Annotated in this window: 18 protein-coding genes; 6 read left to right on the top strand and 12 right to left on the bottom strand. The window is 73.3% G+C overall.

What is annotated here, in order from left to right; genetic code table 11:
• The first annotated feature begins 48 nt into the window (after positions 1-48).
• A complete protein-coding gene (locus tag ACI78V_RS04680; protein WP_456849395.1) occupies positions 49-1,704 on the top strand; it encodes a glycoside hydrolase family 13 protein in 1,656 nt (551 codons plus the stop codon).
• On the opposite strand, the gene ACI78V_RS04675 is transcribed toward ACI78V_RS04680, so the two are convergent.
• Both ACI78V_RS04675 and ACI78V_RS04670 read right to left on the bottom strand, forming a co-directional pair.
• The gene (locus ACI78V_RS04675; protein WP_456849393.1) at positions 1,701-2,165 is read right to left on the bottom strand and encodes a GNAT family N-acetyltransferase; all 465 of its coding nucleotides are present in this window, start codon (positions 2,163-2,165) and stop codon (positions 1,701-1,703) included. The two genes, ACI78V_RS04680 and ACI78V_RS04675, sit on opposite strands and share 4 nt — an antisense overlap.
• The gene (locus ACI78V_RS04670) at positions 2,162-3,178 is read right to left on the bottom strand and encodes a carbohydrate kinase family protein (protein WP_456849391.1); all 1,017 of its coding nucleotides are present in this window, start codon (positions 3,176-3,178) and stop codon (positions 2,162-2,164) included. Before ACI78V_RS04670 ends, ACI78V_RS04675 begins: the two co-directional genes overlap by 4 nt.
• A 142-nt stretch (positions 3,179-3,320) precedes the next feature.
• Here ACI78V_RS04670 and ACI78V_RS04665 point away from each other — a divergent pair, with 142 nt between their 5' ends.
• Complete coding sequence (locus ACI78V_RS04665; RefSeq protein WP_456849389.1) at positions 3,321-4,163, top strand: PspA/IM30 family protein; 843 nt, start codon at positions 3,321-3,323, stop codon at positions 4,161-4,163.
• 155 nt (positions 4,164-4,318) lie between these two features.
• Here the strand turns inward: ACI78V_RS04665 and ACI78V_RS04660 are convergent, their stop codons facing one another.
• The 8 genes from ACI78V_RS04660 to ACI78V_RS04625 form a co-directional block, all read right to left on the bottom strand.
• On the bottom strand, positions 4,319-4,846 hold the full coding sequence (locus ACI78V_RS04660) for a ribose-5-phosphate isomerase (RefSeq protein WP_456849388.1): 528 nt from the start codon (positions 4,844-4,846) through the stop codon (positions 4,319-4,321).
• A 23-nt stretch (positions 4,847-4,869) separates the two neighbouring features.
• Positions 4,870-6,600: a dihydroxyacetone kinase family protein gene (locus tag ACI78V_RS04655; RefSeq protein ID WP_456849386.1), complete on the bottom strand. Its 1,731-nt coding sequence runs from the start codon at positions 6,598-6,600 to the stop codon at positions 4,870-4,872.
• A gap of 40 nt (positions 6,601-6,640) precedes the next feature.
• Positions 6,641-7,774, bottom strand: a complete 1,134-nt coding sequence (locus ACI78V_RS04650; protein WP_456849384.1) for an ABC transporter ATP-binding protein — start codon at positions 7,772-7,774, stop codon at positions 6,641-6,643.
• The gene (locus tag ACI78V_RS04645; protein ID WP_456849382.1) at positions 7,771-8,913 is read right to left on the bottom strand and encodes an ABC transporter ATP-binding protein; all 1,143 of its coding nucleotides are present in this window, start codon (positions 8,911-8,913) and stop codon (positions 7,771-7,773) included. Before ACI78V_RS04645 ends, ACI78V_RS04650 begins: the two co-directional genes overlap by 4 nt.
• A 23-nt stretch (positions 8,914-8,936) precedes the next feature.
• Complete coding sequence (locus ACI78V_RS04640; protein WP_456849380.1) at positions 8,937-9,803, bottom strand: carbohydrate ABC transporter permease; 867 nt, start codon at positions 9,801-9,803, stop codon at positions 8,937-8,939.
• A 1-nt stretch (position 9,804) separates the two neighbouring features.
• On the bottom strand, positions 9,805-10,755 hold the full coding sequence (locus ACI78V_RS04635) for a carbohydrate ABC transporter permease (protein ID WP_456849378.1): 951 nt from the start codon (positions 10,753-10,755) through the stop codon (positions 9,805-9,807).
• Between the two features lie 40 nt (positions 10,756-10,795).
• A complete protein-coding gene (locus tag ACI78V_RS04630) occupies positions 10,796-12,247 on the bottom strand; it encodes an ABC transporter substrate-binding protein (RefSeq protein WP_456849376.1) in 1,452 nt (483 codons plus the stop codon).
• 82 nt (positions 12,248-12,329) lie between these two features.
• Positions 12,330-13,406: an alcohol dehydrogenase catalytic domain-containing protein gene (locus tag ACI78V_RS04625; RefSeq protein ID WP_456849374.1), complete on the bottom strand. Its 1,077-nt coding sequence runs from the start codon at positions 13,404-13,406 to the stop codon at positions 12,330-12,332.
• Positions 13,407-13,570: 164 nt separating this feature from the next.
• On the opposite strand from ACI78V_RS04625, the gene ACI78V_RS04620 reads away from it, so the two are divergent.
• Complete coding sequence (locus ACI78V_RS04620) at positions 13,571-13,921, top strand: hypothetical protein (protein ID WP_456849372.1); 351 nt, start codon at positions 13,571-13,573, stop codon at positions 13,919-13,921.
• 168 nt (positions 13,922-14,089) lie between these two features.
• Here the strand turns inward: ACI78V_RS04620 and ACI78V_RS04615 are convergent, their stop codons facing one another.
• A complete protein-coding gene (locus ACI78V_RS04615) occupies positions 14,090-14,944 on the bottom strand; it encodes a DNA-formamidopyrimidine glycosylase family protein (protein WP_456849370.1) in 855 nt (284 codons plus the stop codon).
• 88 nt (positions 14,945-15,032) lie between these two features.
• Between ACI78V_RS04615 and ACI78V_RS04610 the strand changes: the two genes are divergently transcribed.
• Positions 15,033-15,617: an antibiotic biosynthesis monooxygenase gene (locus ACI78V_RS04610; RefSeq protein WP_456849368.1), complete on the top strand. Its 585-nt coding sequence runs from the start codon at positions 15,033-15,035 to the stop codon at positions 15,615-15,617.
• 84 nt (positions 15,618-15,701) lie between these two features.
• On the opposite strand, the gene ACI78V_RS04605 is transcribed toward ACI78V_RS04610, so the two are convergent.
• Positions 15,702-20,309: an ATP-dependent helicase gene (locus ACI78V_RS04605; RefSeq protein WP_456849366.1), complete on the bottom strand. Its 4,608-nt coding sequence runs from the start codon at positions 20,307-20,309 to the stop codon at positions 15,702-15,704.
• A gap of 55 nt (positions 20,310-20,364) precedes the next feature.
• On the opposite strand from ACI78V_RS04605, the gene ACI78V_RS04600 reads away from it, so the two are divergent.
• Positions 20,365-21,168 (top strand): glycoside hydrolase family 16 protein, encoded by an 804-nt coding sequence (locus ACI78V_RS04600; protein ID WP_456849364.1) that lies wholly within the window; start codon positions 20,365-20,367, stop codon positions 21,166-21,168.
• 48 nt (positions 21,169-21,216) lie between these two features.
• Entirely contained in the window at positions 21,217-22,362 is a 1,146-nt protein-coding gene (locus tag ACI78V_RS04595; RefSeq protein ID WP_456849362.1) for an acyl-CoA dehydrogenase family protein, read from the top strand.
• The last annotated feature ends 12 nt before the right edge of the window (positions 22,363-22,374 follow it).

Raw genomic sequence — 22,374 nt, 5'->3', positions numbered from 1 at the left:
CCCTGAGCAGCACCGCCCGCCCGGGGGCCCGAGCACGTCTGGAACGCGATGTCTCCCGCTGCTGGGTCCGGGCACCGCCCGTGGTGGCGCACCGCCGTCGTGTACGAGGTGTACCTGCGCAGCTTCGCCGACTCCGACGGTGACGGCCTCGGGGACGTGAACGGCCTCCGCAGGCGCCTGCACCACCTGGTCGACCTCGGGGTGGACGCCGTCTGGATCACGCCCTGGTACCCGTCGCCCATGGCCGACGGCGGCTACGACGTGAGCGACTACCGGGCGATCGACCCGCGCCTGGGCACCCTCGCCGACGCGGATGCACTCCTCGCCGAGGCACATGCAGCCGGCCTGCGGGTCGTCATCGACCTGGTCGCCAACCACACGTCGGTCGAGCACCCGTGGTTCGCCGCGGCGGTGGCCGGCGGGCCCGGCGCACCGGAGCGGAACCGCTACTTCTTCCGGGACGGCCGGGCCGGCGGCGCCGAGCCACCCAACGACTGGATCAGCGCGTTCGGGGGTCCGGCCTGGACCCGCGTCACCGAGCCCGACGGGCGGCCGGGCCAGTGGTACCTGCACCTGTTCGCGCCCGAACAGCCGGATCTCGACTGGGACGACGCCGCCGTGCAGGAGGAGTTCGACGACGTCCTCCGCTTCTGGCTCGACCGGGGCGTCGACGGCATCCGGGTCGACGCCGCCCCGGCCATGGCGAAGACGCCCACCCTCCCGGACGCCGGTCACGGCCCGGGGGCGCTGTTCGAGTCGAGCACCTGGGTGGACAACCCGCACTGGGACGTCGACGAGGTCCACGAGATCTTCCGCCGGTGGCGCCGCATCGGGGACGCCTACGACGGGGACCGCCTGTTCGTCTCCGAGGCGGTGGTCAACGGCCCGGAGCGGCTGAGCCGGTACGTGCGGCCCGACGAGCTGCACACGACCTTCAACTTCGACTACCTCAAGGCCCCGTGGGACGCCGGCCGCATCCGCGCGGTCGTCGACGGCACGCTGGCCGCGCTGGCGCCGGTCGGTGCGCCGGCCACGTGGGTGCTGTCGAGTCACGACGAGACCCGGCACGTCACCCGCTTCGGGCGCGCGCGCAGCGGCGCAGCGACGATGGGCTTCGACGCCGCGGCCCCCGCGGATCTCCGGCTGGGGCTGCGCCGGGCGCGGGCGGCGGCGCTGCTCACCCTCGCCCTGCCGGGCGGGGCGTACCTGTACCAGGGGGAGGAGCTCGGGTTGCCCGAGGTCGAGGACCTCCCGGAGGAGGTCCTGCAGGACCCCACCTGGGAACGCTCCGGCCACACCGCCCGCGGGCGGGACGGCTGCCGGGTGCCGCTGCCGTGGTCCGGGGACCGGCCGCCGTTCGGCTTCACCGACGACGGCGTCCGCCCGTGGCTGCCGCAGCCGGACTCGTGGCGGACCCTGACCGTGGCGGTCCAGCGGGCCGACCCGGGCTCGACGTTGTCCCTCTACCGCTCCGCGCTGCGCCTGCGTCGCAGCCTGCCCGGCCTTCTCGACGACGAGTCGCTGACCTGGTTCGACCTGGGGGAGGACGTGCTCGCCTTCGACCGGGGAGAGGCGTTCCGGTGCGTCGTCAACCTGTCGGATCGCCCCCTGCCGCTGGCCGGCCTGGGACGTCCGGTGCTGGTGAGCGAGCCGGTGGAGGCGGTCCTGCCGCCGGACACGGCCGCCTGGCTGGTGGCCGGCTAGGACGAGAGGGTCCGCGTCAGCACCAGGCGGTCCTGCCCCGGCCCTGCGCGGTCCACGGACAGGTGGCCGCCGGCCCCCAGCGCGGTGTGCAGGCCGATCGTCGCGGCGTCCTCGGGCCGGGCGACCGCCTGGACGACGCGCGCCCCGGTGCTCGTCGCCAGGTCGTCGAACCAGGTCATCAGGCGGCGCCCGAGGCCGGCGCGCCGCCGGTCGTCGCGCACCGCCAGCAGGTGCACGTAGGCCAGCCGGTCGGCGGTGACGACGCCGAGCAGGTACCCGGCGTCCAGGCCGTCCGCACTGCGGGCGAGCACGCCGAACCCGCCGAACTGGTCGAACCAGACCGGGTCGTGCAGCGGCCGGGTGTCGACCTCCCAGAACCGGTCGTGCTGGGCCAGCAGCCGCGCCCGCACGACCCCCGCCGACAGCTCGGCGAACCCGGCGAGGGTCACCTCCGAGCTCACCGCCGAGCCGCCGCGAGCTCCTCGCGAGTCGGCGGGTCCGCGCCCACGCGCGTGCAGTTGAGGGCGGCGACGAGCGCGGCGTCCTCGACGATCGACAGCAGCTGCGCGTCGGACAGCGCCTGCAGTTGCCCCCTCGTCGTGACCCCGGCGGCGAGCAGCCCGGCGAACAACCCCGCGGCGAGCGAGTCGCCGGCGCCCACCGTGTCGACGACGTCCACCCGGGGCGGTTCCCGGTGCAGCAGCGGGCGACCGGGGCGGGCGATCCGCAGCGGGGCCCCGCCGTCGGTGAGCACCACCAGCGCGGCGCCGCCGTCGGCCCAGCGCTGCGCGGTCCCGTCGAGGTCGGCCGCGGCGTCGGGTTCGAGCCAGGCGAGGTCCTCGGCGCTGACCTTGACGACGTCGGCGTTCGCCAGCAGCCGCTCCAGCCGGGCGTGGACCCGCGCGCGGGTGTTGCCGAGTGCCGTCCCGACGGGGCCGTCGGCGAGCATGGGCCGGATGTTGGGGTCGACGCTGACCAGGGCGCGCCCGCCGGCCGCCACCTGCTCCACCAGCCGCGCGATCGCGTCGCAGCCGGGCGGGGTCCAACTCGAGATGGAGCCGACGTGCAGGATCGCCGTCCCCGCCGGCAGGACGGCGGCGAGCTCCTCGTCGGTCCACTGCCAGTCGGCCGCGCCCTGCACGTGGAAGCCGTAGTCGGGGGCGCCGTCGGGGCCCAGGCCGACGACGGCCAGGCTGACCGGCTCGTCGGCGGCCACGAACCCGGCCGGGTCGACGCCGGACCGTTCCGCGTGTCGGCGCAGGGCCGGCGCGAGCGGGCCGGTGCCCAGCCGCGCCAGCAGCCGCACCGGTGCGCCCAGCCGGCCCGCGGCGACGGCGACGTTGAGGGCGTTGCCGCCGGGCCGGGCGACGTAGTGCGGGGCGGTGCCCTCCGGGCCGGCCCCGGCCTCGGGGACCGGGAGCAGGTCGACGACCAGTTCCCCCAGGACACACAGCACCGGGTTCTCGGTGGACACCCCGAGACCCTAGCGGGGGAACGCACCCGGGGCGTCCCTGGTGGCTCACGGACCGGCACACCTGGGACGATGGCGGGTGACGCCCATCGCTGCGGCCCGCCGGCGGTGACCGGTGGACGATCCGCGCCGAGCAGGAGGACCCATGCCCAACCCGTTCGTCAAGCTGTGGAAGTACCTCACGGCCTCCGCCAACGCGAAGATCGACGAGAAGGCCGACCCCAAGATCCAGATCGCGCAGGCCATCGAGGCCGAGCAGCAGCGACACCAGGCGCTCGCCAACCAGGCGGCCGCTGTCCTGGGCAACCAGCGGCAGTTGGAGATGCGGCTCAACCGGCAGCTCGGCGAGGTCGAGAAGCTGCAGGCCTCCGCGCGCCAGGCGCTGGTCCTGGCCGACAACAGCCGGGCGGCCGGTGACGCGGCCAAGGCCAGCGAGTACGAGAACGCCGCGCAGGCCTTCGCCACCCAGCTGGTCGCCGCCGAGCAGGCCATGGAGGACCTCAAGCGCAGCCACGACGAGGCCCTCCAGGCCGCCGAGCAGGCCCGCGGCGCGGTCGAGCAGAGCCGGATGCGCCTGCAGACGACGCTGGCGGAGCGGACCAAGCTGATGAGCCAGCTGGAGCAGGCGCGGATGCAGGAGCACGTCGCGGCCTCGCTCAAGCAGGTCAACGAGCTGTCCGCGCCGGGCAACACGCCCAGCCTGTCGGAGGTCCGCGACAAGATCGAGGCGCGCTACGCCAACGCGCTGGGCCAGGCCGAGCTGGCCCAGACCTCGGTCGAGGGCCGGATGCTCGAGGTGCAGAAGGCGACCCTCGACGTCGCCGGGGCCTCCCGGCTGGACCAGATCCGGGCGTCCATGGGTCAGCCGCAGTCGGCGGTCACCGGGGGTGCCGCGAACCCGGCACTCGAGCAGGGGGCACCGTCGGTGCCGACGCCGGAGGCGCAGTCCGCGGCCCAGCCCGCGGAACGCCCCGAGGCCAGCGCCTGACCGCCTCCTCCGCCTCGCCATGACGGGCCGGCCGCCGCGAGCGGCCGGCCCGTCGTGCTCGGCGTGGCCTCCACGACGCGCGCCGATGCGTCCCTGGGTCCGCTGCCGGACAGCCCCGGCGACCGCCGCGGGAGCCGGGACGACGGCCGGCGGGGTCAGTCACAGGCCGAGCGGGCCATGTCCTCCTCCAGCGCCAGTTCCGACGCCGAGTCCGCCTGTCCCGTCGAGGCCTCGTAGCCACGGATGGCGTCGACCTTGGCCGCGGACGCGGAGCCGGGGTCGAAGCGGTAGTCGAGCCACTCCCGAGCCAGCCGCCGGGCCAGCTCGATGCCGATCACGCGCTCGCCCATGCACAGCACCTGGGCGTCGTTGCTCAGCACCGAGCGCTCCACGGAGAAACTGTCGTGCGCCGTCACGGCACGGACCCCGGGCACCTTGTTCGCGCTGATCGCCACGCCCAGCCCGGTGCCGCAGACCAGCAACGCGCGGTCGGCCTTGCCCTGGGCGACGAGCTGTGCCGCGGCCACGGCCACGTGCGGGTAGGCGGTGGTGTCGTCGGCGCCGACACCGACGTCGGTGACCTCGGCCACGCGGTCGTCGGCCTGCAGGTCGGCCTTGAGCTGCTCCTTGTACCGCAGTCCCGCGTCGTCGCAGCCGACCACGATCCTCCATCGACCGGGCACACCGACTCCTCTCCGAGCTCGGGTCAGACGTCTGTCAGCACGTGGCCGACCGTGGTCAGGCAGGCGGCCAGGGACACGGCGCCGGCGTCCGGGGTGCCGACGCTGCGCTCGGCCAGCGGCCGGGCCCGACCGACCCTCGGCCGCAGCTCGGCGGTGGCCTCGGCGGCGTCCTGCGCCCGCCGTGCCGCCTGGTCCCAGGCCGGACCCAGGTCCTGGCCCTCGTCCACGGCGGCGGACAGCGACTCGGTGAACGGCAGCAGGGCGTCGAGCATCGTCTTGTCGCCGGGGTGCGCCCCACCGAGCCGGACCAGCGCGTCGTAGCCGTCGCGGACCCCTGCCGCGACGGTGCGCGCGTCCGGGGCGCGGGTGTCGCCCAGCCGCCGCCCCATGGCCGCCAGCGCCGCTCCCCAGAGGACACCGGAGGTGCCGCCGGCCTTGGCGGCCCAGGCGTCCCCGGCCTCGACGAGCGTCGTCCCGGGACCTGCGCCGGCGTGGACCGCTGTCCGGGCCGCGTCGCGTGCGGCGGCGGTGCCGCGGACCATGCCCCGGCCGTGGTCGCCGTCCCCGGCGACGGCGTCGATGCGGCCGAGCTCCTCCTCCATGTCGGCCACGGTCTGCGCCATCGCCTCGATCGCGGCCAGCACGCGACCCGCGCAGGCCCGGCCCGCCTCGTCGGCCTCGGCAGCCGCCATCGTCGGCGCGGAGGCCGCGGCCGCCACCTCGGCTCCGGACCGCGGTGGACCCGGGGGGTCGGCGGTCAGGGTGCCCTTGCGGTACGCGGGGGTGTCGGCCGGAGCGCGCCAGAAGCGCTCGAGCTCCTCGTCCAGCCACATGAGGGTCAGTGAGCAGCCGGCCATGTCCAGGCTGGTGACCAGCTCACCCACCTCGGGCTCGACGACCTCGAGCCCGGCCTCCCGCAGCCGGCCGCTCACCGAGGCCCAGACGATGAACAGTTCCTCGTACTTGGTGCGTCCCAGGCCGTTGAGGATGGCCGCCACCCGGGTCCCGGCGCCCTCCGGGGTCTCGGCCAGGAGGCCCTCGACCAGGATCCTGGCGAGCTCCGACGCCGAGGGCATGGGCTGCTCGGCCACGCCGGGCTCACCGTGGATGCCCAGCCCCAGGCCCATCATCCCGTCGGGCACGGTGAACAGCGGCTCCCGTGCGCCGGGCATGGTGCACCCGTCGAAGGCGACACCGAGCGTGCGGGTGCGTGCGTTGCTGTGCCGGGCCACCCGTTCCACGCCGTCGAGGTCGTAGCCCTCCTCCGCGGCCGCCGAGGCGGTCTTGAAGACGGTGAAGTCACCGGCGATGCCGCGCCGCTTGGTGATCTCCGACGGCGGCGCGCTGGCGACGTCGTCGGTCACCGCGAAGTAGCGGGCGTCCCGGCCCTCGGCTCGCAGGCGCTCGACCGCCAGTCCGAAGTTCATCACGTCCCCGGCATAGTTGCCGGTCGTCAGGAGGACGCCACCGCCGGCGTCGGCGGCGCGCCCGACCGAGGCGGCATCGGCCGCCGACGGCGAGGTGAACACGTTCCCGACCACGGCCCCGTCGGCGAAGCCGGGACCCACCACCCCGCAGAACGCCGGATAGTGGCCCGAGCCGCCACCGACCACCACGCCCACCTTGCCCGGACGCGGCCGGCTCGCCCGCACCACCCCACCGGGGACGCCGACCACCCGGCCGGCGTGGGCGTCGAGGAAGCCGGCCAGCATGTCCTCGGTGAACTGCGCCGGGTCGTCGTACAGGCGCGTCACAGGCGTCCTCCTGTCGCGGTGTGAGGTGCCGCAGCCGCGGTCAGCGGATCCGGTCGCCCGTGTCCGGGTCGAACAGGTAGACCCGCTGGGGCGGAGCCGAGACCCGCACCGGCGTGCCCTGGTGCCAGTCCTCGTCGGCCGGGGTGACCGCCACGACCGGCCCGTCCACGCCCTGCACGTCGATCGTGGCCTGGCCGTACTCGAGCAGGTGCTCGAAGACACGCACCTCGCCCTCGATGGCCGGCTCGCCCGCCGGGACGTCGACCCGGCAGTCCTGCGGGCGCAGGCCCACCACGACCGGCCGGTCGTGCTCCGGTGTCCGCGCGGCGGTCGGCAGTGCGCCGGTCCGGCCGATCCGCACCAGGACCTCGCCGTCCTGGCGGGCGGTCGTACCCTCGACGAGGTTGATCTTCGGCTCACCGACGAAGTCGGCGACGAACTGGTTCGCCGGGTCGTCGAAGACCTCGTCGGGCGTTCCGAACTGCTGGATCACGCCCTTGTCCATGACCGCCATCCGGTCGGCCAGGCTCAGCGCCTCCAGCTGGTCGTGGGTCACGACCACCGTGGTGTAGCCGAACTCCCGTTGCAGCACCTTCAACTCGCGGCGCACCCGCTGCCGCTGGGCGGCGTCGAGGTGCGACAGCGGCTCGTCGAGCAGCAGCACCGGCGGGTTGCGGATGAGCGCGCGTGCCAGGGCCACTCGCTGCTTCTGCCCGCTGGAGAGGTTGGCCGGGCGCAAGGGCAGCAGCTCGGTCATCTCCAGCCGCTCGGCCAGCTCGTCGACACGGCGCCCGGCGTCCTTCACACCGCGGGCCTTCAGCCCGTAGGCGAGGTTCTCCCGCACGTTCAGTGGGGGGTAGAGCGCATAGCTCTCGAACCCGACCCCGACGTTCCGCTTGCCCGGGGGCAGGTCCTGCACGGTCCGATCACCGATGCGGATGTTGCCGGACGTCACCGTCTCCAGCCCGGCGATCATCCGCAGGGTCGTCGTCTTGCCGCAGCCCGAGGGGCCGAGCAGGGCGATCAGCTCGCCGGGCTCGATGTGGAGGTCCATCCCCTTCACCGCCTCGAAGGACTCCCGCCCGCGGGAGACGTAGGTCTTGCGCAGCTGCTCGAGGATCAGCGGCTGCGGTCCCTCGGTGGTGGTGGGCCGCCCGGTCCGGTGGCTGGTCATCGCTGCTCCTGGTGTCCGGCCGGCTGCATGCCCCGACGGATGCGGCGGGCCGGCTCGCCGGCCCCGCCGAGGCGGCGGGTGTCCTCACCGGCCGGCCCGTCGGCGAACAGGTGGACGTGCTCCAGCGGGATCTGCAGCTCCACGTCCTGGCCCTCGTCGGCGTGCTGGACGGTCGAGTCGACCGCGATCAGGTCGACGTCGCCGACCCGGACGTCGAGCTCCAGTTGACGGCCCAGGCGCTCGGCGAGCCGGACCCGGCCGCTCATCCGCAGCCAGCCCGCCCCGCCCCGGCCGGGGCGGACGACCTCCACGTCGCGGGGGCGGATGCCCAGCCGGACCCGCTGGCCTCGTCCGAGGTCCAGCGGCGGGACGGCGAGGTCGATGGCGCCGCCGGCCGCGCGGATCCTGCCGTCCTCCACCACCGCGTCGATCACGTTGATCTCCGGTTGGCCGAGGGCCTTCGCCACGAAGCTGTCCACTGGTTCCCGCCACACCTCCTCCGGCGTGCCGACCTGGACCAGGCGTCCCTGGCGCAGCACCGCGATCCGGTCGCCGAGGGAGAGTGCCTCCTGGTAGTCGTGGGTGACGTACAGCGAGGTCGTGTGGGACATCCCGCCGAGCTGCTTGAGCTCCGCCCGCATCGCCGCGCGGAGCTTGGCGTCGAGGTGCGACAGCGGCTCGTCGAGCAGGTAGACGTCGGCGGGGCGGACCAGGACCCGCCCCAGCGCCACCCGCTGTCGCTGCCCGTTGGACAGCTCCCTCGGCAGACGCTCGAGCAGGTGGTTGATCCCCAGCGTGGTGGTCACCAGGTCGATCCGCCGCTGCTGCTCCTCCGCCGCGTACCGGCCGGTGCGTCCCGACCGCAGCGGCGAGGCGAGGTTCTGGAACACCGTCTTCTGCGGGTACAGCGCGTAGCTCTCGAAGGCCATGGCCACCCCGCGGTGGTACGGCTCGACGCCGGTCATCGGCCGATCGGCGATCACCACGTCGCCCCGGTCGATCTCGACCAGGCCGGCCACCGACTTCAGCGTCGTCGTCTTCCCCGCACCCGAGGGGCCGAGGATCACGAAGAACTCACCGTCACCGACGTCGAGGGTCAGGTCCTCGATGCCGACCGTCGACCCGTAGTGCTTGGTCACGCCTTGGAGCTGCACCGCACCCATCAGGCCTTCACCGCCCCGAACGACAGGCCCCGCACCAGGTACCGCTGGATGGTGAGGGCGAGGATCAACGGTGGCAGGGCGCCGATCAGTGCCGCCGCCGCGGTGAGGTTGTAGAACGCCTGGCCGCCACCGCCGAGGAACCGCGAGATCGCGACGGTGACCGTGGCGTTCTCCGAGCCGGCGAGGATGAGGGGGAACACGTAGTTGTTCCAGGCGAAGATGAAGGCGAGCAGGGCGGCCGCCGCGATGCCGGGCCGCACCAGCGGCAGGGCCACCATCACGAACGCCCGGCGGCGGGTGTACCCGTCCAGCAGGGCGGCCTGCTCCAGGTCCTCGGGCAGGTCCTCGAAGTATGACCGCAGGATCCACACGACCAGCGGCATCGTCACCAGTTGGAGCACCCAGATCATGCCGACGCGGGTGTCGAACAGGCCGATCTGGTTGTAGATCACGAACAGCGGCACGATCACCATCAGCTCCGGGGCGAACCGGAACGACAGGATCGTGAACATCAGGTCGTTCGAGCCGCGGAAGCGGTAGCGGCCCGCGGCGTAGGCGGCCGGGATGCCGATCAACAGCGAGACGAGGACGGCGCCACCGCAGTTCACGACGCTGGAGAGGATCGCGCCCGGGTAGTTGACGCTGGTCAGCCGCGTCCCCTCGTCGCTGAGCACCGTGGCGAAGTTCTCCAGCGTCGGCGAGAACGCGAAGTACGTCGTCGTCTGCTCGGCCGGCGTCTTCAGCGACAGCAGGACCATCCAGACGATCGGGAACAGCGAGAAGACGAACCACAGCACCAGCACCACGTCCGCACCGATCGAGGCGGGCGTGAAGCGCTTCTGGCCCGGCATGAGTTCCGTGGCCATGTCAGTCCTCCGCTCCGGCAGCGCGGCGCTGCGCCTTGCCCAGCACGCTGACCAGCCAGCGCGCGGTGATGAAGACGAGCACCCACAGCAGGAACATGTAGGTCGCCCCGCGCGAGTAGTTCAGGTTGATGATCGAGTCCTGGTAGGCCCCGATCTGCAGGGTCCGGGTCTCGTTGCCCGGGCCGCCCGCGGTGAGGACGAACACCTGGTCGAAGACCTTCAGCGAGTCCATGAAGCGGAAGATCACCGCGACGAGGATGTACGGCCACATCATCGGCAGCATCAGCCGGCGGAACATGTAGAACCAGCTGGCGCCGTCCACCGACGAGGCCTCGAACGGTTCCCGCGGCAGCGACCGCAACCCGGCCAGCACGAGGATCGCCACGAAGGGCGTGAAGATCCAGATGTCGACGAGGATGACCGACCACAGCGCGTTGCTCCGGCTGAGCCAGTCGAAGTTGCCGAGCCCGAAGACGTAGTTGAGGACGCCGAACTGCGGGTTGTACATCAGCCCCCAGATGACTCCGGCGATCACCGGCGCGATCATCAGCGGGAGGATGAGCACCCGCTCGAAGATCCGCCCCACGAAGCTCGCCCGGTAGAGCAGCAGCGCGATCCCGACGCCGAGCACCGTCTCGAGCACGGTGGCGGCCACCGCGAACAGCAGCGTCGTCCGGACGCTGGCCCAGAAGACGCTGCTGGAGAGCACCGTCTGGAAGTTGTCGAGGCCGACGAAGGTCGGGGTGGGATTGGTCGCCGAGTAGTTGATGAACGCGTAGTACGCGCCGAGGACGAACGGGTAGAGGATCCCGATGGTGATGGCCAGTGCGGGTACGGCCAGCACGTAGGGGCGCAGGCGCCGTCGCCAGGACGGGACGACCGGGGGCTGCTGACCCTCGGCGGGGGCCGGCGCCTCCTGGTCAGGGGGCCGGCCGGGAACTGTCGTGGTCACGGACTGTCCTTCCGCAGCGAGGGACGGCTGGCGCTGCGCGTCAGCTGTTCACGATCTCCGTGCTCTGCTCGGCGAGGGCATCGAGCCGTTCCTTGGCGTCGGCACCGTCGTAGATGTCCTGGAGCGCGACGGACCACTCCTCGGTGGTCTCGAAGAAGTGGGTCTGCGGCGTGAACTGGATCGCGGTGCTGTCGATGACGGTCTCGAAGGTCTCGAGGTAGCCGGGGAAGTTCCCCAGGGTCTGCTTGAAGGCGCCGTCGAACACCGAGGCGCGGGTGGGGTCGGCGAAGGTGCCCTGCTGGACCGCCTTGGTCATCGCGTCCGAACTGGTCGCCCACTGGATGAACAGCCAGGCGGGGAGCTTGTTCTGCGAGGCCGCGTTCATGGCCCACGACCACGTCCACAGGTTCGTGGCGTAGCTGCCGTCGGGGCCGGCCGGCCCGGGGTGCCAGGCGAGGTTGCCGGCCTGGGCGCTCGCCCCGGGGACGTTGAGGGGGTAGGTGGCGCTGTCGGCGTCGTAGGCCATCATCGCCGACCCGTTGCCGAGGTCCCGGGTGACGTCGGGGTACTCGTACGTCGTCCAGCCCGCGGGTCCGGCGTCCCTGGCGAGGTTCACCCACGCCTGGGTGAAGTCCACCGCCTCCGGCGAGTTCATCGCGGCCTGGAGTTGGTCGCCGTCCGCGGTGTAGTCCCGGGCGCCCTCCCGGGTGTACTGCGTCATGTACCCCGGGTGGATCGACGCCCAGGAGCGGGAGCCGCGGAAGGCGATCCCGTAGCGTCCGGCGGCGCGGTCGGTCAGGTCGACGGCGATCTGCTGGAGCTCCTCGAAGGTCTCCGCCGGCCGGATGCCGCGGCGGTCGAACTCCGCCTTGTTGTACGCGATGACGTTGGTCTCGAACCCCCACGGGATCGCCCACTGGCCACCGCTGCCCAGCGGGCTGCCGAGCTGGAAGTCCCAGCGGGTGGCGTTGCGCAGACCCTCGTAGATGTCCTCGAAGTCGTAGTCCGGGCTGGTGGCGGAGTCGTTCTCGATCCAGGGCTGCAGGTCCTCCATCCAGCCGGGGGGGCCGTACTGCCAGATGAAGTAGGCACCGGTCATGAAGGCGTCGTAGTTGCCGGCGCCACCGGCGAGCTCGGTGTTCAGGCGGGTGAAGTAGTCGGCCTCGGGCACCAGCTCGACCTCCACCTGGATGCCGGTCAGCTGGGTGAACTCGGCCAGCAGGGGCTGGAAGCTCTGCTGGTAGGGGTGCGGCGTCTGCAGGATCCTGATCGTCTCGCCGTCGGCCTTCTTCCAGTCGAACCCGCCGGTCACCTCCGCGGCACCGTTGTCCTGGTTCCCCCCTCCTCCCGTGCTGCCCCCCGTGCCGCACGCCGACAGCAGGGGCACGCCCGCGAGGCCGGCCACCCCGAACCCGAGCGCCTGCAGCATGGAGCGGCGGGACAGGGGGCGCTGCCCGAGGTCGCGGCCGTACAGGGGGTGACTGCCGTGCATGGGGATCTCCAGGTGTCTGCGGAGTCGTACCGGGGCGTACAGCGGGGACGGTGGGGCGGGTGGAGGCGCGGTCCAGCCGGGATCAGTCGGGGATGAGGGAGACCTTGACGGACTTCGTGCCGGAGGCCACCAGGTCGAGGCCTTCCTTGAACTCCCGCACCGGGAGTTGGTGCGTCACGATCTGGTCCATCGGCAGCACACCGGACTCGAGCATCCGGGCGGCCGTCGGCCAGCAGTGGGGGCCGAGGTGGGCGCCGCGGACGTCGAGCTCCTTGTCGTCACTGATGATGCTCCAGTCGACGGTGACGTCGTCCTTGAAGACGCTGTACTCGACGAAGGTCCCGAGCTTGCGCAGCAGGTTGAGCCCCTGCGGCACGGCAGAGGGATGGCCGGTCCCCTCCAGGTAGACGTCGGCGCCGTAACCGTCGGTCATGTCCTTGACGATCGCGACGGCGTCCTCCTCGGCGATGTTGATCGTGAGGTCGGCGCCGACCTGCCTGGCGAGGTCGAGCTTCGCCGGGGCGACGTCCAGGGCCACCACCGTGGTGGGGTACTTCGCCTTGGCGCCGGCGATCATGCCGAGCCCGATCGGGCCGCAGCCGGCGACGACCACGACGTCCTCGAAGTGGATGTCGGCGCGCTCGACGGCGTGCAGGGCGCACGACAGCGGCTCGATGAAGGCCGCGTGCGCTGCCGGGAGGTCCTTCGAGATCTTGTGCACCAGCGCCTCGACCGGATACACCATGTAGGACGCCATGCCGCCGGGGGTCCGGCGCTTGAAGCCGTACAGGTCGTGCGGAGCGCACATGTGGTACTGGCCGCGGAGGCAGTAGCGGCACTTCCAGCAGGGGACGATCTGCTCCGACGTCACCCGGTCACCGACGTCGATGCCCCAGCGGCGGCTGGCCTCCTCGTCGAGGTCGACGACCTCGCCGACGAACTCGTGTCCGGGGATGACCTGGGTCTCGGCCCAGGCGGGACGGTTCTCGTCCCCCCAGAACTTCGCCGCGCCGTGGTAGCACTTCAGGTCGCTGGCGCAGATGCCCACGGCCTCCACCCGGACCAGCGCCTCCCCGGGCCCGCGTTTGGGGACGGGGACCTCCTCGAGGCGGTAGTCCTCCGGGCCGTGACAGACGACGGCTTCCATGGAGTTCGGCATCGGTGCCCCTTCGAGCCCGGAGGTGTGACGAGTGCCACACCCGGCGTTGACGTGCAACGGAGGCTAGGGGGGTCACCCGTCGGGGGCAATAGCAGGGCCGCACCGCGCCTGAACTGCGGCGGCTCGCGGTGGCCCGGTTCCCCGCACGGCGTCACGATGGCCCGGTGGCGGTGCACGACGATGCCCCGGGCGCCGGGCACGGCGACCCCACCTACCGCCTCCTGCTCTGGTCCGTACGGGTGGCATGGGCGAGCTGCGCTCTCGGGGTCGTGGCGATGACGGTGGGCCTCGTCCTGCGGTCGCCGGCCCTGGTGGGCGTGTTCCGCGTCGGCCTCGTCGGGTCGGTGGTGGCCACCGGCGTCGCCCTGCTGTTCTTCCTGGGTCTGCTCGCCTCCCCCGCGCGGCTCGCGGTGGTGGTCGCGGCGACCCCTCCTGCGTCCCTGCGGCGGCGCGCCGAGACCCTGCTCGCCGTCCTCCTGGTGGACCTCCTCGACCCGGATGAGCCGGATCGGTAGGCCGCCGGTACCGGTTGCCGGCCGCCGGGCCGGTCGGGTGTCGGGGCTGACCGGGGGACTCCCCGCCCTCGGGCCCCGGACCTCCGCCGGCGTCCTCCTCGATCCCGGCGGCGACCCGGTGGAGGGCGACGCCGCCCGGCGACGGCTGCGGGGCTGTCGTCCCGTGTGTCAGGAGGAGCCGATGAGCGGGCGGGGCCGGCCCGGCTCTCCGGTGCGGGCGGCCGGGTCGACGGGGGAACGGGCCGCCTGACAGTTCGGACACCAGTAGGTGACCCGCTCCTGCAGGTCGGGGCCCTGGTCGCCGAGCAGGATCGGGGTGCCGCAGCGCCGGCAGGGGCGGCCCTTGCGGCCGAAGACCCAGTGGTCCTCGCCGCGGCGGAGGCTCCCGGTGGTGCTCTGCTCGGGGTGCTCGCGGTTGGCCAGCATGAGGGTGCGCGCCCGTTCGACCAGTCCGGTGAGGTCCGGGACGTCGGCCACCCGGATCCACGGGTGGACGCCGCAGACGAACAGCGTCTCCACCTTGTAGAGGTTGCCGATGCCGGCCAGGTTGCGCTGGTCGAGCAGCGCCACGCCGATCTGCTCGTCGGGGTGCGACCGCAGCCGGCGCAGTGCCTCCTCCAGGTCCCAGTCGGGCCCGAGGACGTCGGGGCCGAGGTGGCCGACCAGCTGGTCCTCGTGGGCGGTGCGCACCAGGGTGACGTCGTGCAGCCGGTAGCCGACGCACTCCCACTGCTCGGTGGCCAGCACGGCGCGGATGTCGAACGCGGGGCCGCCACGCCACCGGGCGCCCGGGCGGTAGATGTGCCAGCTGCCGTCCATCCGGAAGTGGGTGCGCAGGGTCCACCCGTCGGCGAAGCGGAGGAGCAGGTGCTTGCCGCGGGGGACGACCTCGGTGACGGAGCGCCCGGCGAGGTCGGTGGCGGCAAGCTGCGGGACCCGGAGCTCGCCACGGCGCAACGTGGCCCCGGCCAGCGCGGTGTGCATGCGCTTGGCCGCCAGCCAGACGGTGTCTCCCTCGGGCACGCCGCCAGTGTCCCCTGCGGCGTAGCCACCTGCTGTGAGACCGCTGACAGCAGGGATGACCCGAGGGTCTCTCAGCGCTGAGGTACCCGTGGCCGTCTCGACCCTGCTCCGTCCCCGCCTGCCCCGACGCGAGGTCGCCGGACGCACGCCCGAGCCGGTGACCGTCACCGTGGCCCGGGTGGTCCGGCCCCACCGCCGGCAGGCGTTCGAGCGGTGGGCCGCCGACGTGCTCGCGCTCGCCGCGACCTACCCCGGCAACCTCGGTGGCACCCTGCTCAAGCCGGGGTTGGGCAGCTCCGAGTACCACCTGGTCTACCGCTTCCGGGACGACGCCTCGCTGGCCGCGTGGGAGGCCTCCCCGCAGCGGCACCAGGCCCTGGAGCGGATGCAGGAGATGATCGACGAGGAGCGGTACGCGCGGGTGGCCGGGCTCGACAGCTTCTTCACCCGGCCGGCCACGCCGGGGCCGCGCTGGCGCTCGACGGTGCTCACCATCGCCGCGGTCTTCCTCATCACCTCGGCGCTGCAGCTGCTGGTCATGCCGCACATCGACGGGTGGCCCTGGCCACTGCGGCTGCTGCTGTCGGCCTGCATCGTCGTGGTGTTGCTCGGCTTCGTGGTCATGCCGACCCTGACCCGCCTGTTCGCCGGCTGGCTGCGCCCGGAGCGCTGAGGTAAGGGGGCAACCCTCGGCCGGGGCCGCGGGACCGCGTGCGGCGGACGGCCTCGCCCGGGGACACCGCGGCGCGCCCGCCGGTCACGCGCGCAGGCGCAGGCCGCGGGGCGTGGCGGCGAACCCGGCCGCCTGCAGGGCCGCCGACAGCGGCGTCGACTCGTGCACCGACGCCCCGTCCGCCTTCTGCACGACCATCCGGCCCAGCGCGCCGGCGGCCGCTGCCCCGGAGAGCGCCGTCGCGGCCTCCTTCAGCACCGTCTCGTCCTCGGTCCACGACAGGAGCGTCTTGCCGCCGCGCTCGACGTAGAGCACCAGGTCGCCGTCGACGAGCACCACGAGGGCGCCGGCCTTGCGCCCGGCCCGGTGCCCGGCACCCGCACGCCTCCCGCCGGTGCCCTCGCCGACGTCCACGGCCTCCTCACCGCCGCCGGCCGACCGCTCCGGCCAGGGCAGCGCGGCGCCGTAGACGTTGGCGGGGTCGGTGGCGGCCAGCACCACCGCGCCGCCGGGCACCCGGTCCGGCGTGGCGAAGCTGCGGAGCCGGTCGACCGATCCGGGGGTGCCGAACTGGGCGGCGCCGAGGGTCTCGACGAAGTAGCCGCGCCTGGCCCGGCCATTCTCCTCGAAGGCCCGCAGCACCGGGTAGACCGCGGGGAAGCCACCGGGCACCTGCTCGGCCATCACCGCACCGCGGGTGAGCACGCCGTGCCGTTCGAGCAGTGCCTCGGCACGGGCGGTCGTCCGCTTGGTCGGGTTGGTCTCGCGTTCGGGCAGCCGGGACCAGCGGCCGGCCACCGTCGGCGGCCCGGTGCGCGTGGGCATCGCAGGCCGGCCCAGCCGGGGGCGCCCGTAACGGGTGCGGTCCAGTCGAGCCCGCGGGGGTGCCGGCTGCCGCTTGTGCGTGCCGCCGCCGGCCAGCCGGGTGCGCAGGGGGGCCAGGGTGTCGTTGGTGAGCAACCCGGCCCACACGAGGTCCCACACCACGTCGGCGAGGGCCGTGTCGTCGGTGGCGCCGACGAGGTCGGACAGCCCGCGGAAGAAGAGGGCCTGACCGGCCGAAAGCTGCTCCAGAAGGGCAGAGCCGACGCCGTCGTCGCTACCGTCGCCCACCCCACCGAGTTCCAGGGGCTCGGGCAGCAGCAGCGGCGCGAGGTCGGCCGGGACGAGGGTGATCCACCCGTCGCCGCCGGGCAGACCCCCGGCGCCGGCCCACAGCACCTCGCCGGCGCTGGTGAGCTCGTCGAGCATCCCGGGGGCGTAGTCGCGCACCCGGGCCGGCAGCACCAGCGACTCCAGCGCACTGGCCGGCACGAGCGCGCCGGCCAGTTGCTCGACGACGGCCAGCACACCGTCCGGCCCCCGCATCCGGCTGCCCACCGACTGCCAGGACGGGGTGAACCGCGCCAGTGTGCCGATCGGGACCGGTTCGACCTCCTGACGCAGTCGGGCCAGGCTGCGGCGGCGGACGGACCGCAGTACGTCGGTGTCGCACCACTCCTGGCCGGTGCCGCCCGGACGGAACTCGCCGGTGACGAGCCGACCGGTGCCCACGAGGCGCTGCACCGTGGCGGTGACGACCGCGACGCCCAGTCCCAGCCGCTGGGCGACCTCGGCGGGCTGGAAGGGTCCGTGCGTGCGGGCGTAGCGGCCCACGAGGTCGCCGAGGGGGTCGGGCACCGGTTCGGTGAAGACCTCGGGCACGCCGACGGGGAGGGCCGTGCCCAGCGCGTCGCGGAGGCGGCCGGCGTCCTCGATGGCCACGTGGCGCTCCTCGCCGGCGATCCGCACCACCAGCGCGCGCCGGGCGGCGACCAGCTCGTCGAGCCACTCCCGTGGGACGCCACGGGCCGCTGCCTCGGCCGGCGTGAGGTCACCGACGAGGCGCAGCAGGTCGGCCGCGCCGTCCATGCCGCGGGGGTGCCGGTCCGCCGGCAGGCGCTGCAGCTCGGCCTCGACCTCGGCCAGCGCTTCCGCGTCGAGCAGTTCCCGCAGTTCCGAGCGGCCGAGCAGCTCGGCGAGCAGGCCGGTGTCGAGGGCGAGCGCCTGGGCGCGGCGCTCGGCCAGCGGGGCGTCGCCCTCGTAGAGGAACTGCCCGACGTAGCCGAACAGCAGCGACTGGGCGAACGGTGACGCAGCCTGCGTCTGGACGTCGACCACCCGCACCCGCCGGGCGCGCACGTCGCCCATCAGCTCGACCAGCCCCGGGACGTCGTAGACGTCCTGCAGCACCTCGCGGGCGGCCTCCAGCGTGATCGGGAAGCTGGAGAACTCGCTCGCCACCGACAGCAGCTGGGCCGCCCGCTGCCGCTGCTGCCACAGGGGGGTGCGACGGCGGGGATCGCGACGGGGGAGGAGGAGCGCTCGTGCCGCGCACTCGCGGAACCGGCTGGCGAAGAGGGCGGAGTTGCCGACCTCGGCGGTCACCTCCCGCTCGACGTCGTCGGGGTCGAGGACGGCGAGATCGGCCTCCGGCGGTTCGCCGGTCGTGTCCGGCAGCCGCAGCACGATGCCGTCGTCGGAGTGCATGGACGCGACGTCCACGCCGTAGCGCTCCCGCAGCCGGGCCGCCAGCACCAGCGCCCAGGGGGCGTTGACCTGCGCGCCGAAGGGGGAGTGCACCACCAGCCGCCAGTCGCCGAGCTCGTCGCGGAAACGCTCGACGAGCAGCGTCCGGTCGTCGGGGAGGTGGCCGGTGGCCTGCTTCTGCTCGGCGAGGTAGGCGAGCAGGTTGGCCGCACCCCACTCGTCGAGGCCCGCCGCCCGGGCGCGGTCCAGACCGGCCTCGGGGGTGGCGGAGCCGACCTCCCGCAGGAAGGCGCCCAGCGCCCGGCCGAGCTCGAGGGGACGGCCGGGTGCGTCGCCGTGCCAGAAGGGCATCTTCCCCGGCTGGCCGGGCGCCGGGCTGACCAGCACCCGGTCGTGCGTGATCTCCTCGATCCGCCACGAGGAGGAGCCGAGCAGGAAGACGTCACCCACCCGCGACTCGTAGACCATCTCCTCGTCCAGCTCGCCGACCCGCCGACCGCCGGACCCCTCCCCGCCGACGAGGAACACGCCGAAGAGGCCGCGGTCGGGGATGGTGCCGCCGCTGGTCACGGCGAGCCGCTGTGCGCTGCTGCGGGCGGTGAGCGTGTCGGTGACGCGGTCCCACGTGAGGCGGGGACGCAGTTCGGCGAACGCGTCGGAGGGGTAGCGGCCGGCCAGCATGTCGAGGACGGCGTGCAGCGCGGACTCGGGCAGCGAGGCGAACGGCGCCGACCGCCGGACCAGCTCTGCCACCTCGTCCACGGTCCGCGGCCGCTCCGAGACGATCGCGACGACCTGCTGGGCGAGGACGTCGAGCGGGTTGCGCAGGTAGCGGATCGACTCGATGGCGCCGGCCTTCATGCGCTCGGCGACCAGGGCGCACTGCACGAGGTCGCCGCGGTACTTGGGGAACAGCACCCCGCGGCTGACCGCGCCCACCTGGTGCCCGGCCCGGCCCACCCGTTGCAGGCCCGAGGCCACGGTGGGCGGCGCCTCCACCTGGACGACGAGGTCGACCGCGCCCATGTCGATGCCGAGCTCGAGGCTGGAGGTGGCGACGACCGCCGGCAGCTGCCCCGACTTCAGCGCCTCCTCGACGACCGCCCGCTGTTCCCGCGACACCGAGCCGTGGTGGGCCGCGGCGACGGGCCGCACGCCCTCGGGCACGCCGCCGCCGGAGCCGGCCTGGGCCATGAGCGCGGCGGCGTTGGTGCCGGGCGGCACCGTCTCGCCGGTCGCGCGTTCGTAGGCCAGCTCGTTGAGCCGGCTGGTCAGCCGCTCGGCCAGCCGCCGGGAGTTGGCGAACACGATCGTGCTGCGGTGCGTCTGGACCAGGTCGAGCACGCGCTCCTCGACCGCGGGCCAGATGGACGTCCGCGGTTGGTTGCCGGCCGCTGAGCCGTCCAGCTCGCCGGTCGCCTGCCCGAGGGTGCTCATGTCCTCGACCGGGACGACGACGGAGAGGTCCCACTCCTTCGCCGAGCCGGGGGCCACGACCTCCACCGGACGACCACCGGCGAGGAACGTCGCCACCTCCTCGACGGGCCGGACGGTGGCCGACAGGCCGATGCGCTGCGCGGGACGCTCGAGCAGCTCGTCGAGCCGGTCGAGGGAGACCGCCATGTGCGCCCCGCGCTTGGTGTCGGCGACGGCGTGCACCTCGTCGACGATCACCGTCTCGACCCCGCGCAGCGCTTCCCGGGCCGAGCTGGTGAGCAGCAGGAACAGCGACTCCGGCGTGGTGATGAGGATGTCGGTCGGTCGCCGGGTGAAGGCCCGCCGCTCGTCGGCCGGGGTGTCGCCGGAGCGGATGCCGACCTGGATCTCCGGGCGGGCCAGACCCAGCCGCGCCGCGGCCTGTCCGATGCCGGCCAGCGGTGCCCGGAGGTTGCGCTCGACGTCGACGGCCAGCGCCTTGAGCGGGGAGACGTACAGCACCCGACAGCGGGCACGTTCGTCGACCGGTGGCGGGGTGCTGGCCAGTCGGTCCAGTGACCACAGGAACGCCGCGAGGGTCTTGCCGGAGCCGGTGGGCGCGACCACGAGGGCGTGCCCACCGCTGCTGATGGCCTCCCAGGCACCCTCCTGTGCGGCCGTGGGCTCGGCGAAGGCGCCGGTGAACCACGCCCGGGTGGGCTCGGAGAACCGGTCGAGAGCGGTCACGGCCCCAGTCTCCACAGGGGGACGACACTCCGCCCTGCTGCCAGGATCAGCGGTCATGACCGGCGCCCGATCGCGGTACGACCTCGAGGTCGAGGACACCTTCGACGGGGACGTCCTCGATCCCGCACTGTGGCTGCCGTACTACCTGCCCCAGTGGAGTTCCCGGTCCGCCGCGGCGGCCCGGTACCGGCTCGACGGTGGCCACCTGCACCTGGTCGTGGAGGAGGACCAGCCGCCGTGGTGCCCCGAGTTCGACGGGGAGGTCCGTGTCTCCTCGCTGCAGACGGGGCTGTACGCGGGACCGCTGGGCAGCGCGGTCGGTCAACACCGGTTCACCCCGGCCGCAGTCGTGCGGGAGGAGCAGCCACCGGCCCGCCTGTACACGCCGCAGTACGGGCTGTTCGAGGTCCGGGCACGGGTGAGCGACGACCCCGCGGCCATGGCGGCGCTGTGGATGATCGGCTACGAGGACGCACCTGAACGGTCGGCGGAGATCTGCGTCTTCGAGGTCTTCGGGCGCAGCGTCGGCCCGGACCAGGCCGACGTCGGCGTGGGCGTGCACCCCTTCGGCGACCCGCGGATCACCGACCAGTTCGCCGTGCGCAACCTCCCGATCGACGCCCGGGACTTCCACGTCTACGCCGTGGAGTGGACCCCGGATCGACTGGTGTTCACCGTCGACGACGAGGTGGTGACCGTCGTCGACCAGTCCCCGGCCTACCCGATGCAGTTCATGCTCGACGTCTACGCGCTCCCCGGACCGGACGGCGCACCACCGGCGGGCCCCTGGCCCAAGGAGCTCGTCGTCGACTGGTTCCGGGGGTACCGGCCGGCCGGCACGGCGCCCCGGTGGCCCTGAGGCGCAGGTGCGCCGGTGAGCACGCCGGTCTCGGGCACACTGACCGCCATGCGCCGTTCCCTGTACGAGGCCGAACACGAGGACTTCCGCGAGATGGTCCGGGCCTGGGCCGAGAAGACCGTCGTCCCCTTCCACGAGCAGTGGGAGAAGGCGGGGATCGTGCCCCGCGAGGTGTGGACCTCGGCCGGCGCGCAGGGGCTGCTCGGCATCGACATGGACGAGGAGTACGGCGGCGGCGGTGTGCGGGACTTCCGCTACCAGGCGGTGGTCGACGAGGAGCTGATGCGGGTCGGCGCCACCGGCGTCGGCTTCGCACTGCACAACGACGTCGCCGGGCCCTACCTGCGCGACCTCGGCACCGAGGAGCAGAAGCGGCGCTGGCTGCCCGGCTTCTGCCGCGGCGAGCTCATCACCGCCATCGCGATGACCGAACCCGCGGCCGGCAGCGACCTGCAGGGCATCCGGACCGCGGCCCGCCGCGACGGTGACGCCTGGGTGCTCAACGGCTCCAAGACCTTCATCACCAACGGCATCAACGCCGACCTGGTGATCGTGGTGGCCCGCACCGACCCGGGTGCCCCGGGTTCCAAGGCGCTCAGCCTGCTCGTCGTCGAGCGGGACATGCCCGGGTTCACCCGTGGCCGGAACCTGGAGAAGGTCGGCCTCAAGGCCCAGGACACCGCCGAGTTGTTCTTCGACGACGTGCGGGTGCCGGCGGAGAACCTCCTCGGCACGGAGAACCGCGGCTTCCACCACCTCATGGAGAACCTGCCGCAGGAGCGGCTGTCGATCGCCGTCGGCGCCGTCGCCTCCGCCGAGACGGTGCTGGCCCGCACCATCGAGTACGTCACCGGACGCACGGCGTTCGGCAAGCCGGTGAGCAGCTTCCAGAACACCCGGTTCGTGCTGGCCGAGCTGCAGACCGAGGTCACCGTCGCACGGACCTTCGTCGACGAGTGCATGCGGCAGCTCAACAGCGGCGACCTCACGCCGGTCGACGCCGCGATGGCCAAGTACTGGACGACCGAGCTGCAGAACAAGGTCGCCGACCGGTGCCTGCAGCTGCACGGCGGCTACGGCTACATGGACGAGTACTTCGTCTCCAAGGCCTGGCGTGACGCCCGCATCCAGCCCATCTACGGCGGCACCAACGAGATCATGCGCGAGATCATCGGCCGCTCGCTGGGCCTGTAGGGCCGGTCTCCG

The organism is Geodermatophilus sp. SYSU D00742, from assembly GCF_054049935.1.
Note: the sequence above shows the minus strand (reverse complement) of the source record. Positions and strands in the feature narration are given on the sequence as shown.